Raw genomic sequence first — 12,288 nt, forward strand, 5'->3', positions numbered from 1 at the left:
AATTGAACGTTGACGACCCGCCCTTGATCCTGTATTTCCCCCGCCTTGCACATCCCGCCTCCCCCGCTTCCCTCGGCGATTGGTAGAATACTTTGATTCCCATCCACCGCTTTCCACGACGGCGTCTCCCATGAAATGTCAACAGTGCGAAAAGCCGGCGACGTTTCACATCACGGAACTCACCGGCACCGAGCCGCATGAGCATCACCTGTGCGAAACGTGCGCGAAGCAATACCTCGTGCAAAACGATGCCGGTGCGCCGCCGCCACCCACGCTGGCGGCTGTGCTAGCGAAACAGCTGAAGATCGGTCAGGCCGCCGATGAACTCGCCAAGCTCGATCAGCGGGCTTGTCCGGTCTGTGGCATCACGTTTTTCGAGTTTCGCAATCAAGGCCGGCTCGGCTGTCCGCACGATTACGTCTTTTTCGAAAAAGAGCTTACTCCGCTGCTGCTGAATATCCACGGCGAAACGCGTCACAGCGGCAAACGCCCGGCTCACACCGCGCAGGGAACCGACTCGAAGACGGAACTCATCCGCCTGCGCCGCGAAATGAAGGAAGCAGTCGAAAAAGAGAATTATGAAGAGGCCGCCCGGTTGCGAAATCAAATTCGCGATTTGGAAAAATAGGCCCGTGTGATTGATGTGAGTATTCAGCTGGTTGCTGAGAGAGTGCTCAGTTTGTTTCTGCGAGCACGCAGTTAGTCTCGCTCCCCTGCCAATGATTTGCCTATAATGACAACACTTGTCCTATCTTTCCTTTCCATCCCGCGGGCGACCACGTGAAATTCAATGAATTCGCCGAGCGCTGCGGAGAATGGCTGCGTGGCTCTGGCCCGCAATCCGACATCGTCATCAGCAGCCGTATTCGTCTGGCTCGCAACCTGGCCGAGTTTCCGTTCATTCGCCGCTGCAATGACCAGGACCGCCAGGGGATCGAAAAGACCTTTCGCGATGCCATTCAAAGCGTCAACGATTGGAAGGAACTGATCAGCGTCGATGTCGCCGGCCTGCCGACCATCGATCGGCAGTTTCTCGTCGAGCGGCAACTCATCAGCCGTGAATTGGCCGATGCCAGTGGCGCGCGGTGCGTCTTCATCGACGCCAACGAGCAATTCAGCTTGATGATTAACGAAGAAGATCACCTCCGCATGCAAGTGATGCACAGCGGCTTTGATCTCGACTCGGCCTGGCAACAAGCCAGCCAAATGGACACCTGGCTCGATCAGCGGGTGAACTTCGCCTTTCACGAACGTCTCGGCTATCTCACGGCCTGCCCCACCAACGTCGGCACCGGCCTGCGCGTGAGCGTGATGCTCCATTTGCCGGCGCTCGTCATCACGCAGCAAATCGAAAAGGTCTTTCGCAGCCTGCAAAAGATGGGACTCGCCGTCCGCGGACTCTACGGCGAAGGCTCGCAGGCCATGGGCGATTTCTACCAGATCAGCAACCAAGTGACGCTGGGCAAGAGCGAAGAAGAACTGGTCAAGCAGGTCGGCGAAGTCATTCCCGTGATCATCGACTACGAACGCCAGGCCCGCTCATTCCTGGTCAAGGAAAGCCGCAAGGATCTGCACGACCGCGTCAGCCGGGCCTACGGAATCCTTTGCACGGCGCAGCAGATCAGCAGCGAAGAAACACTGCACTTGCTTAGCAGCGTGCGGATGGGCATCAATCTCGGCTTGATCCAAGATCTTGAGATTCCGACGATCAATAAGCTCTTCATTCACACGCAGCCAGCACATCTGCAAAAGCTGCGAGGCTTGGAACTGGAAACGCAGGACCGCAACGTCGAGCGGGCCCTGTATCTGCAATCGCACCTCCGCAAACGGACGGGCGATGACGCGGCGGAACACAACTAGTCCGCTTCTTCCACCACGATCCGCTGATAGCCGACCTCGACCACGCGGATCGACTTGCCCGTGGCAATCACATCGCCCGTCGATACGACATCGACGGGCTGACCATCGATAATGGCGCGGCCGCTGGGGCGGAGAATTGTTGTCGTTTTACCGAGCGCGCCGACGGGGATTTTCTTAATTGAAGGAATGCCGGTTTCCGCGGCCTCATCTTCGTCCGTCGTCGCCGACGGCAACGGCGCGAGAACGAGCTGACTGAGCAGCGGAATCTTGCCGATGTAACTCATCATCGCGTAAGCAATGCCCACAAAAACCAAACTCGATACGACCAGGGTGCCAACCGCGGCGCCGGTTGTTTGCATCTCTTGGGTCGTTTCGGGCAACACAAAATTCTGGCAGGCCAGAATCAGCGAGGTCGCGATCATCGCGAGGCCGGCGAAACCTGCCACGCCGAAGCCGGGAAGCACAAAAAGTTCGATGGCGAGAAAAATTGCACCGAGAACGAACAGCATCACTTCCAACCAGCCCGACGTGCCGCCCAGAAATCGGCTCCAGTAAAAGAGCGAAAAACAGGTCAGCCCGAGCAAGCCGCCAATGCACGTTCCCGGCGCGCTGCATTCATACAGAATGCCGACGAGACCGACGACAAACAGCAGCCCAGTGACCCACCACAGATTAAGCACGTAAACCGTCTTGTCGATATTGTTGACGCGATAGTTCAGCCAGCGGCCTTCAACCTCGTAGCGAGCTTTCAATTCTTCCAGGCTGGCGACATTCGCTTCGGCCAGACGCAACTCTAGCGCGCGAGCGCCGGTCACCGTCAAAAAGCTTCCCTTCTTCGATTCCAAAACCAACTCATGTTGCTGCCAGTCGACGGCATCGGCCTTCGCGGCAACTTCAGATTCGGACAGAAAGTCTTCCGCGTTGGTTCGTTGATTGACGTAGCGAAAAACCTCGACATTGAGATCGACCATCGACTCGGCGAGGGCCGGCGGCCGCTTGTGTTCGGCGGCCAGGGCCCGCATTTCCGTCACAACCGGGCTGCGGATTTTTTCCGGCGCGTGCTGAAAGAGAAAGTTCTCGTCTCGAAAGATCACACCGACGTCGCCGATGCGGGCCGACGGCCGCATGATGATTTCGTCGCAGCCGAGCGAGACCATCGCAGCGCCGCTGTAAGCTTCGCGAGGAATGAACGCCACGGTGTGAGCAGCCGACAAGTTGTTGAGCATGTCGGCGATCTGTTCACTCTCGTGCAGATTGCCGCCCGGGCTATCGATCTCGATCACGATCAAATCAGCGCCGGCCTTTTGCGCGGCAGTGATCTTCCGCTTCAGATACCCTTCGAGCCACGCCGTAATTGGTCCTTCGAATTGAATGACGGCGGCGTTTTCAAATTTCTTCGCAACTTTCTCGGCAACCGGCGGCGCTGCTTCCTTCTCAACCGGCTGCGCAGGCTCTTGCGCCAGCAGCCAAGCCGTGGAACATGCGAGCGCAGCGCACCACAGCAAGATCCGCGACGGGCGAGACAACCAAGATGAACGAGCGGCCATGAGCAGCGATTCGCAAATCAGAGGAAAAGGAGCAGACTCACTGATTCTACCGCAAACGGAGCAAATTGCGACGAATAACGGGAGCAGGCAGCCGCAACACAGCGTCGTAATACAGCGCACAGTTACCGCAGTCGGTACGGTTTTGCTGGCTGATAGCAATTGCCTGATCCGTAGCGTCGCCGCTTCCCGATATCGCTTGAGTCTTGGTCTGCAACGTAGCGGGATGCAACGTCGTGGTGGGAGCGGTGAGATGAATCGTTCGCTGGAAGCGCTAGCTATTTTTACGATCTGCCTGGGAGGAATCCTGGCCGTCGTGCGCTTTTCGGCTCAAGACCGCGGAGCACACCGCGTCGCCGAACGAACGCAATCGGCAGCCGAACCGGCCAAGAACAGCGGTTCGGCCGTCGAGCAGGTCGCGCCTGCGAAAACAGAAATGGCCGCAGCCGAAGTGACTTACTCCGATGGCTGTGGACTCGATCGGACTGAAGGGACCGTCTATTCGCCCTGCAGCCCGCTCCTCAGCCCGCGCGAAGTCGCGTTGCTGGCCATTCGCTCGGAACCGCTGCCGCTGTTGATCTTGCCAGATGTGGACGAAGCCGATTTGCAAACCGGCTACGACCCGGCCTACGACACAGCGATGGGTGACAACCCACTGGCCGATGAAGAACTTAGGCAAATCGCAGCCGAATATGCGGCCGCCGAGTTGGCCGCCGCGGCCGAAGCTGAGCTCGAAGGAGTCTTTTCGGAACTCCTCAAGCCATCGCCCGTCTGGTCGCTACTGAACCGCAGCGTGACCGGGACGAAATCGCAACTGATCGACGCCTCGGCCTGGCTGCAACGCAGCTATGTCGATCCGTTTTCGCGCGGCATCGCCAACCGCTGGTCGAGCTCCGAGCTACCGCAGTTGATGACTCATCCCCGCGCCAAAGCCGAGTCGCGCCGGCAGCTGATGAAACGGCAAAGCGTACAAAACTCTCAGCGTGTCGGTTGGGATGATTATCTCGACTTTGTCGATCGCCGGCTGGTGAAGAAACAAACCAGCTCAGAAGGCGAACCGCAACTCGCCCGCGAAAAACCGCGAAACGTGCTCTGGCCGCGGTAGTTCAATGCGGACTTATGCCAACGAAAATGCCCGCGACAACCAGAGGGGACCGGCGATCGCGGGCAAATTTGCTGCTGGGCTCCACTCTGATTCGCTGCTGAAAAAGATCAAGCGGATTTAATCTTTCGAAACTGGGCTCACTTTCGCCCAACCAAGTGCGGCACCATGTTGCGCACTTCGTTCAGCAGCGGTGTTGCCGCCGATTCGCGCGTTCCCCACATCTTCAGCTCGATCACACCGCCGGGCAGACCGATGACGAAGTTCCGCATTGCGATCGAATAGGATTCGGCGGCAGTCGGATCGTAACAACAAACGCAGTGGCCGACCTGATGCACGGGTACACCTCGCTGCTCGGCTTGATCAGCGACAAACTCAAGGGCCAGCAGCGGGTTCTCGTCGAAGCCGCCGTGTAGTTTGGCGGTCAGTTCGGGCTGCGGCTTGTCGGTTGCCGCTTGCAACGTGCCATCGGCGGCAAACCGGACAGTGAATTGCCGCGGCAGTGCGATCACAAACGGCGTGACGCCGAATTGATGCAGCAGCCAACCTTTTTGCAGCAATTCGACGGGCACTCCGTATTGCCGCTCGTAGTTGGCAAAGACCGGCTGAAACGGCATCTGGGTCTGCGGCGGCAGCGTGGCGAGATCAGGTTCCTCACCGAGGAAGATGGCTTTCAAGAGCTTGAACATGCAACTGATTCTGGCGTCGATCCTGCTCCACGCCAAGTACTTTTTCCCAAGAGCCGCGAATCAAACTCCCTTCGCGAATCCACATCGATTTCACTTACTGCGTGCGTGACTCCTTTCAGGCATAATAACGGCCGGTCATTCCAGAATTCCCCTGCGAGTTCCCCGCCATGAAACTCTCCTGCCTTACCGTTCTATCTCTACTGTTCACCACCCTCGTTTGGTCAGCGCACTGTGCTGCCGCCGAGAAGTTCGCGAAAACGCCCGCCGGTACGCATCGCATCGAACAGATCGAAGGCTGGACCGTTCACGTCGATGAAACGTTCGACAAGCAAGAGTACGCGGAATTGAAAGAAAACACACTGCGCGTCGTCGCCAATCAACTGTATGACATCAAGACCCGCGTGCAGCCCGAGCGAGTCAGCGATTTGCAGAAGATCGTGATTCGCCTCGACGTACACAACGAGAAACTGGTGCAGGCCCAGTACCATCCGTCGCTTGGCTGGCTGAAGGACAACGGTCATCCTGCCGAGTGCGAAAAAGTGGTGCACATTCCGCGGGCCAAATATTTCCTCGATCGGCGACATCAATCGCAGCAGCCGTTCGTGCTGCTACATGAGTTGGCTCACGCGTATCACGACCAGGTGTTGTCGTTCGAACATGCCGGGATCAAGGAAGCCTATGAACGTGTGAAGAAGGCCGGTCTGTATGATAAGGCGTTGCTCGTTACCGGCCGGGAGGTGAAGCATTATGCGTTGACCAACCACAAGGAGTTCTTCGCCGAGATGACGGAGTGCTACCTTGGGACGAACGATTTCTTTCCGTTCGTCAGCGGCGAATTGAAGAAGCACGATGAAGAGACCTTCCGCTTGCTGGAAGGCATTTGGGGTAAGTTGCCATGAAATGGTGGAGTGGTTTGGCAATCGCTGCGCTCTGCTGCAGCCTATGTGGCTGCGGCAAACAGCCCGAAGTCGTCGTCTATGCCGCGCTCGATCGAGAGTTTTCCGAGCCGGTGCTGAACGAATTTACGCAGCTGACGAAAATCAAAACGCTCGGCAAATACGATCTCGAAAGCACAAAATCCGTTGGCTTGACGCAAGCGATCATCAGCGAAGCCGATCGACCGCGGTGCGATGTCTTTTGGAACAACGAGATTCTCAACACGCTGCGGCTGGCAGAGCGCGGGCTGCTCGATGCTTATCATTCGCCGCCGGAAGAGCACTATCCGGAACTGTTTCGCAGCCAAGATGGAGCCTGGCACGGCTTTGCCGCACGGGCTCGCATCTTGATTGTGAACAAGCATTTGGTCGATGAAGTCGATATGCCGAAGTCGATTCGCGATCTGGCCAATCCGAAATATCAAAAACGGACTGCCCTCGCCAAGCCCCTCTTCGGCACCACGGCGACTCACGCGGCGTGCTTGTTCACGGTGTGGGGCGATGAGGAAGCGAAATCGTTCTTTATGTCGCTGCGAAAAAACGAAGTGCAAGTCCTCGGCGGCAACAAGCAGGTCGCAGAATCGGTCGCAGCTGGCAAATATGCCTTCGGCTTGACCGATACCGACGATGCGATCATCGAAATCGAAAAAGGAAGCCCGGTTGTGATCGTCTATCCCGATCGCGGCGATGGCGAACTCGGCACGCTGTTTATTCCGAACACGCTGGCGATTATCAAGGGTTGCCCGCATCCCCAGGAAGCGCGGCGACTTGTCGACTATCTTCTCTCGGCTGGGGTGGAAGAAACGCTGGCCAAGGGACCGAGCGCACAGATTCCTCTCAGCAAGCTGGTTACGACCAGGCCCCGCGTCGAAACGCCGCAAACGGTGAAAGCGATGGCCGTCGATTTTGCTGCCGCGGCCAAGCGCTGGGATGCCGCGGCCAAGTTCATTCAAGAACAGTTTTTAGCCCCGTAATTTCAGAGTCGAGTGGGTAACTAGAAAGTTTGCAGTGCCAATCAATTGGGAAAAGCTTCGCGCCGATTTGGAACTCCCCTTCTACGGCAACACACTTCGCCAGTGGGCCATCGCGATCGGCACTGCTCTCGCAGTGTTCATTATCGCGAAGCTCGTGCAAGCCGTGCTCGTTTCACGGTTGCGCAAGCTGAATGAAAAACTGCCGAGCGACGCCGGCGCCTCGTTCGTCGAAGGGCTGGCCAGCGTTCGGCTGTGGCTGCTATTGATCGTAGCCGTCTTTATCGCTTCGCTCGCGCTTGCCTTGCCGCCGAAGACGACCGCAATTTTGAACACCGTCGCAGCCGTCGCGGTGCTGCTGCAAGCCGCTCTGACTGGCAACGCGATCATCTCGTTGCTGGTGAAGGGCTACTCGCTGAAGAATCTGGCGACCGACGCGGCGAGCGTGACCACCGTCACGACCGTGGGCTTTCTGGGTCGGCTCGCGCTGTGGACCATCATCGCGCTTCTCGTGCTGCAAAACCTGGGCGTTGATGTCAGCGCGCTCGTCACCGGCCTCGGCATCGGCGGCATCGCGGTCGCGCTGGCCGCGCAAAACGTGCTCGGCGATCTGTTTGCGTCCCTCTCGATCATGCTCGACAAGCCGTTCGTCCTCGGCGACTTCATTATCGTCGGCGACCAAATGGGGACCGTCGAAAAGATCGGCATCAAGACGACGCATCTCCGCAGCCTGTCGGGCGAGCAGCTGATCATCTCGAATGCCGACCTGCTGAAGAGCCGCATTCGGAATTGCAAACGGATGCAAGAACGGCGAATCGTTTTCACCATCGGCGTGTCGTATCAAACGCCCGGCGACAAACTGGCTAGTGTCTCCAAGTTGCTCCGCGAAGCAGTCGAGACGCAAAGCAACATCCGCTTCGACCGCGCTCACTTCAAAGGCTTCGCGGCCTCATCGCTGGAGTTCGAAGCGGTCTATTTCGTCCTCACGCCCGACTACAACCTCTACATGGACATTCAGCAGGCGATCAACCTTTGGCTGTTCGAAAAGTTCGGCGAAGCAGGAATCAAGTTTGCGTCGCCGCAACCGACGACGGTCAATATTCAAGCGACGGATCTGACGGCGAAGGGGGAGGAGAAGGCTGGGAGCTAGGAAGAGGTGCGGGAGAATGGGAGGCGAGGTGCGAAGGAATACGGAGGACGGAATGTCGGGCGGCCAACGCCCAAGCGGCAATTAGATATCAGAAGAGTCGAGTGGACGCTCTGAAGGAGTTCGAACTCGCAGAATCTGAACTTCCATTCCATCGACTAGATAGATCAAGCGATAGCGACGACCTCGACGAGTGCGAAAGAGCAACTGGCGGACGGGCCGCTGCAATACCGATGCTTCCGGTGCTAGTGCATGGCGTTCCGGCTCTTGAGTTAAGACATCCAATGCTGCTTCATAGGATTCAATCCAATGGATGACACCAGCTTTCGAGCGTTCTTCGAGCCAATCGATGATTTGTTCTACGTCAGCATGCGCTGCCGCCAGAACAGCGATCGTATATTTCATGTACGCGGTGTCCGGGCACGATCTCGCAGTCTTTGTACCGACTCCGCTGCAGAGATTCCTCGCTCGCCTGCGTCCAACTGATCCAACGCCACCTGGATTGCCCTCACATTTTCGGCGAATTCGCCATCGGAGGGATGATCATCGCGCCATTGATCAAGCGCGTCTTCAGGAGATAGATGGCCTTCGCCAGCTTGCAATTTGGCTTGAATAAACAGGGCGAACTGCTGTAGCTCACTCGCAGATATCGTCGACATGCAGCTATCCTTGTTCGGGTGATGACGTTTTTATCATAACCCACCCGAACGCCCAGGCAACGGACAGCCGGGCGAACCTTTTTGCCTCGTTTGCCTCCTCAAATTACCATGCAATTGACCCGTTTTGGCAAACTGTAACGATTCCACCGGTCCGACCTGCCCGTATCGCGAAATTCACCCGATGATTATTCTGAAGGGTGCCTCTCCGCATTTTTGAGCATGAAGATTGAGATCGATCGTATGTCTAGCAACCCGAGTCCGCCGTTCAAGATTCAACTCGCCGATCGCCTGGTCAAGCTGCCGCCCTATGTGCTGGCACGCGTGAACGCGCTTCGCGACGCCAAGCGGCAAGCCGGGCAAGATGTCATCGACTTGGGGATGGGCAATCCGAGCGAGCCACCGCAGGATGTCGTCATCGACAAGTTGAATGAAGCGGCCCGCGATCCGAACAACCATGGCTATAGCAAAGCCACGGGCATCTTGAATTTAAAGCGCGAGGTTGCGGCTAAATATCAGCGGAAGTTCGGAGTTCGACTCGATCCGCACAACGAAGTGGTCGTCACCATCGGCTCGAAGGAAGGCTTCAGCCACATGTTGCTGGCCACCGTTGGCCCTGGCGACAATGTAATCATTCCCGCGCCGTTTTTTCCCGCTCACAAATATGCCGTGGCCATGGCTGGCGCTAGCGTGATTGCGCTGGAAGTAGGCAATCACGAACGGTTTTTGTCGGATATCGCCTTCACGTGTGAGCATCTGTCGCCACCACCGAAGTTGGTGGTGTTCAACTATCCGCACAATCCGTCGAGCGTGACCGTTGAGCCAGAGTTTTGGGTGGAAGTGGTGAAGCTGGCGAAGAAATACGGCTTCATGGTGATCAGCGACTTTGCCTACGCCGACGTGGCCTTTGATGGGTATCAACCGCCGAGCTTTCTGGCCGCTCCGGGCGCGAAGGAAGTGGGCGTTGAGTTCACGACGATGAGCAAAGGCTACAACATGGCCGGTTGGCGCGTCGGCTTTTGCTGCGGCAATCCGGAGATGGTGAAGGCGCTCGGCGTGATCAAGGGCTATTACGATTACGGCCTGTTTCAAGCGATTCAGATCGCTGCCATCGTCGCCCTGCGGCACACCGATGCTGCCGTGGAAGCTCAATCGCGCATCTACCAGGCCCGCCGCGATTTGCTGCTCGATGGTCTACGCAAGCAAGGCTGGCAAGTGCCAACGCCGAAGGCTGGCATGTTTGTGTGGGGCAAATATCCTGAGCCCTGGGCCAGCCAGATGAACTCGGTCGACTTTGCGATGTACATGCTCGAGAACGCCAACGTGGCCCTCAGTCCCGGCACCGGTTTCGGCTCGGCTGGCGAAGGTTATTGCCGGATGGCGCTCGTGGAAAACGAGAACCGGCTGAAGCAGGCCCTGCGACAGATGGGGCGTTGCTTAGAGCGCGATTCGAAGCCGCATCAAGCGACCGAACCAGCCAGCAATGGGGCTGAGAAGAGTGTCGTTAGCGCAACGGGCTAAGAAGCCGGATCGCCTTCAGCGCGACCTACATCGATAGCGGATATGCTTTTCCGCTATCGACAAGCGACATCGATGCCACCCGAATTAGTGGCAATAAAGTGCAATATTTGGGATGCTGCATTGCAGGAATTTCTTGCCTCTAAGTCTTTCTTAGCAACGACTTGCGACAGAAATGACTTTTTGCATCACCTGTTATAATCTCGGGGTACGAAAGCGGGGGGGGCGGATGCTTCATTTCCGCGTTTCCCGCTCGCACGCTGCGGTCTATCTAATGCAGCTATTCGCTAAACGAGTCGGCTGAATCCGCCTCGTGGCCTCTGCGACTTGCGGCAAGTCCAGACGGATGATAGCAGCGGTCTCCTACCCGAACCGCCACTCTGCCGGTAGAATTCTCGCGTTTGGATTTTTCCGATCCAATGAAGATGTGGGCGCATAAAAAATGGAAGGGCTTCTGATCGCCGCATCAGAAACCCTTCCGGGACGGCTGTTCGGAAAATGCTTGCGCACTGACCGAAGACCCACAGCCATTGAATCGGTATCGGGCCAATCCTTAACAAGACTTTAAGCTGCCCGCCGCGAGCGGGACATTCGGACGATTTCCAACTCCCCATTCACAGCAAAGGTTCCCATCCGCATGTCGCAACCGGCAAAGCTTGCCCTGGAAGATGGAACGGTTTTCACCGGCACGGCCTTCGGCGCCATTGGCGAGATCGATGGCGAGGTCTGTTTCAACACATCGATGACCGGCTATCAAGAGATCCTCACCGATCCCAGCTACCGCGGTCAGATCGTGACCATGACGTACACCGAGATCGGCAACTACGGCGTGTGTGCTGATGATCACGAGAGCCAGAAGCCGCACTTGGCCGGTTTCATCGTGAAGGAATTTACCGAGAAACCGAGCAATTTCCGTTCGCAGGAATCGCTCGACGCTTATCTGAAGCGTCACAACATCGTGGGCCTCGCTGGCATCGATACGCGGGCGCTGGTGCGGCGGCTGCGCATTCGCGGCGCGCTGAAGGGCGTGATCAGCAGCGTCGATCTGAACGACGAAAGCTTGATTGCCAAAGCCAAGTCGAGCCCCGGGCTCGTCGGCCGCGATCTGGTGCGTGAAGTGTTGCCCGAGCAACCGCGCAGCTGGAATGAAAAACTGAGCGAATGGGCCAAGCTGCCGATCGAGCCGAACCCGGCGTTTGACGATCAGCGGTTTCACGTCGTGGCGCTCGACTACGGCATGAAGTGGAACATCGCCCGCCACCTGACCGACGAAGGTTGCCGCGTGACAATTCTGCCAGGCACCTCGACGGCTGCCGACGTGCTGGCACTCAATCCCGACGGCGTGTTCCTGTCGAACGGCCCCGGCGATCCAGAACCGCTGCATTACGCCCAGGAATGCATCCGCGGAGTGCTGGGCAAGGCCCCGGTCTTTGGCATCTGCCTTGGCCATCAGCTGCTGGGGCTCGCTTGCGGGGCCAAAACATTCAAGCTGAAGTTCGGCCACCGCGGCGCCAATCAGCCGGTGCAGAACCTGGATACCGAGAAGATCGAAATCACGTCGCAGAACCACGGCTTTGCCGTGGAAGAAGACTCGCTGCCAACGTGCCTCGAAATCACGCACCGCAACCTGAACGACAACACCGTCGCCGGTCTGCGACACAAAGAAGTTGCCGCCTTCAGCGTGCAATATCACCCCGAGTCTTCGGCAGGACCGCACGACAGCCGGTATCTGTTCCGCCAATTCCGCGAGCAGATGGCCGCAGCCAAAGGCCTGACAGTTTAGTGGTTCGAAAACTCCCTCACCTTGGTACGCCGAGGCGAGGCATTCTCGGCAAACAAAAAAAGCGACCGCCAAACTTAAGGTCT

At 57.5% G+C, this 12,288-nt stretch carries 12 protein-coding genes; 8 read left to right on the forward strand and 4 right to left on the reverse strand.

Going from position 1 to position 12,288, the window contains the following annotated elements; translation table 11 throughout:
- Nucleotides 1-130 precede the first annotated feature (130 nt).
- Together M9Q49_RS19480 and M9Q49_RS19485 are read left to right on the forward strand one after the other, a co-directional pair.
- Nucleotides 131-628 carry a UvrB/UvrC motif-containing protein gene (locus M9Q49_RS19480; protein WP_254510495.1) on the forward strand — a complete coding sequence of 166 codons (498 nt, stop codon included), beginning with the start codon at nt 131-133 and terminating at the stop codon, nt 626-628.
- Between the two features lie 152 nt (nt 629-780).
- Complete coding sequence (locus M9Q49_RS19485) at nt 781-1,860, forward strand: protein arginine kinase (protein WP_254510496.1); 1,080 nt, start codon at nt 781-783, stop codon at nt 1,858-1,860.
- On the opposite strand, the gene M9Q49_RS19490 is transcribed toward M9Q49_RS19485, so the two are convergent.
- Complete coding sequence (locus M9Q49_RS19490; RefSeq protein ID WP_254510497.1) at nt 1,857-3,407, reverse strand: NfeD family protein; 1,551 nt, start codon at nt 3,405-3,407, stop codon at nt 1,857-1,859. The two genes, M9Q49_RS19485 and M9Q49_RS19490, sit on opposite strands and share 4 nt — an antisense overlap.
- A gap of 250 nt (nt 3,408-3,657) precedes the next feature.
- Between M9Q49_RS19490 and M9Q49_RS19495 the strand changes: the two genes are divergently transcribed.
- Nucleotides 3,658-4,509 carry a hypothetical protein gene (locus M9Q49_RS19495; RefSeq protein ID WP_254510498.1) on the forward strand — a complete coding sequence of 284 codons (852 nt, stop codon included), beginning with the start codon at nt 3,658-3,660 and terminating at the stop codon, nt 4,507-4,509.
- Nucleotides 4,510-4,646: 137 nt separating this feature from the next.
- Here M9Q49_RS19495 and M9Q49_RS19500 read toward each other — a convergent pair whose 3' ends face one another.
- Nucleotides 4,647-5,195 (reverse strand): hypothetical protein, encoded by a 549-nt coding sequence (locus M9Q49_RS19500; RefSeq protein WP_254510499.1) that lies wholly within the window; start codon nt 5,193-5,195, stop codon nt 4,647-4,649.
- Between the two features lie 167 nt (nt 5,196-5,362).
- On the opposite strand from M9Q49_RS19500, the gene M9Q49_RS19505 reads away from it, so the two are divergent.
- Genes M9Q49_RS19505 through M9Q49_RS19515 form a run of 3 tightly spaced genes read left to right on the forward strand, consistent with a single transcriptional unit; the run spans nt 5,363 to nt 8,251 of the window.
- Nucleotides 5,363-6,094 carry a metallopeptidase gene (locus tag M9Q49_RS19505; protein ID WP_254510500.1) on the forward strand — a complete coding sequence of 244 codons (732 nt, stop codon included), beginning with the start codon at nt 5,363-5,365 and terminating at the stop codon, nt 6,092-6,094.
- The gene (locus M9Q49_RS19510) at nt 6,091-7,104 is read left to right on the forward strand and encodes an extracellular solute-binding protein (RefSeq protein WP_254510501.1); all 1,014 of its coding nucleotides are present in this window, start codon (nt 6,091-6,093) and stop codon (nt 7,102-7,104) included. Before M9Q49_RS19505 ends, M9Q49_RS19510 begins: the two co-directional genes overlap by 4 nt.
- A 34-nt stretch (nt 7,105-7,138) precedes the next feature.
- A complete protein-coding gene (locus M9Q49_RS19515) occupies nt 7,139-8,251 on the forward strand; it encodes a mechanosensitive ion channel family protein (protein WP_254510502.1) in 1,113 nt (370 codons plus the stop codon).
- An 81-nt stretch (nt 8,252-8,332) separates the two neighbouring features.
- Here M9Q49_RS19515 and M9Q49_RS19520 read toward each other — a convergent pair whose 3' ends face one another.
- Nucleotides 8,333-8,653: a type II toxin-antitoxin system RelE/ParE family toxin gene (locus M9Q49_RS19520; RefSeq protein WP_254510503.1), complete on the reverse strand. Its 321-nt coding sequence runs from the start codon at nt 8,651-8,653 to the stop codon at nt 8,333-8,335.
- Entirely contained in the window at nt 8,650-8,907 is a 258-nt protein-coding gene (locus M9Q49_RS19525; RefSeq protein WP_254510504.1) for a hypothetical protein, read from the reverse strand. The genes M9Q49_RS19520 and M9Q49_RS19525 overlap by 4 nt, the downstream gene beginning before the upstream one ends.
- 240 nt (nt 8,908-9,147) lie before the next feature.
- Between M9Q49_RS19525 and M9Q49_RS19530 the strand changes: the two genes are divergently transcribed.
- Both M9Q49_RS19530 and carA read left to right on the forward strand, forming a co-directional pair.
- A complete protein-coding gene (locus M9Q49_RS19530; protein ID WP_254510505.1) occupies nt 9,148-10,425 on the forward strand; it encodes an aminotransferase class I/II-fold pyridoxal phosphate-dependent enzyme in 1,278 nt (425 codons plus the stop codon).
- A gap of 634 nt (nt 10,426-11,059) precedes the next feature.
- Nucleotides 11,060-12,205, forward strand: a complete 1,146-nt coding sequence (carA, locus tag M9Q49_RS19535) for a glutamine-hydrolyzing carbamoyl-phosphate synthase small subunit (protein ID WP_254510506.1) — start codon at nt 11,060-11,062, stop codon at nt 12,203-12,205.
- The last annotated feature ends 83 nt before the right edge of the window (nt 12,206-12,288 follow it).

Source organism: Anatilimnocola floriformis (assembly GCF_024256385.1).
Classification (GTDB): Bacteria; Planctomycetota; Planctomycetia; order Pirellulales; family Pirellulaceae; genus Anatilimnocola; species Anatilimnocola floriformis.

Excerpts from the sequence above, each read along its gene's own strand:
- M9Q49_RS19480 (WP_254510495.1), top strand. The coding sequence starts at position 131 with ATGAAATGTCAACAGTGCGAAAAGCCGGCGACGTTTCACATCACGGAA.
- M9Q49_RS19490 (WP_254510497.1), bottom strand. The coding sequence starts at position 3,407 with ATGGCCGCTCGTTCATCTTGGTTGTCTCGCCCGTCGCGGATCTTGCTG.
- carA (WP_254510506.1), top strand. The coding sequence starts at position 11,060 with ATGTCGCAACCGGCAAAGCTTGCCCTGGAAGATGGAACGGTTTTCACC.
- M9Q49_RS19530 (WP_254510505.1), top strand. The coding sequence starts at position 9,148 with ATGTCTAGCAACCCGAGTCCGCCGTTCAAGATTCAACTCGCCGATCGC.
- M9Q49_RS19500 (WP_254510499.1), bottom strand. The coding sequence starts at position 5,195 with ATGTTCAAGCTCTTGAAAGCCATCTTCCTCGGTGAGGAACCTGATCTC.
- M9Q49_RS19510 (WP_254510501.1), top strand. The coding sequence starts at position 6,091 with ATGAAATGGTGGAGTGGTTTGGCAATCGCTGCGCTCTGCTGCAGCCTA.
- M9Q49_RS19520 (WP_254510503.1), bottom strand. The coding sequence starts at position 8,653 with ATGAAATATACGATCGCTGTTCTGGCGGCAGCGCATGCTGACGTAGAA.
- M9Q49_RS19495 (WP_254510498.1), top strand. The coding sequence starts at position 3,658 with ATGAATCGTTCGCTGGAAGCGCTAGCTATTTTTACGATCTGCCTGGGA.
- M9Q49_RS19525 (WP_254510504.1), bottom strand. The coding sequence starts at position 8,907 with ATGTCGACGATATCTGCGAGTGAGCTACAGCAGTTCGCCCTGTTTATT.
- M9Q49_RS19505 (WP_254510500.1), top strand. The coding sequence starts at position 5,363 with ATGAAACTCTCCTGCCTTACCGTTCTATCTCTACTGTTCACCACCCTC.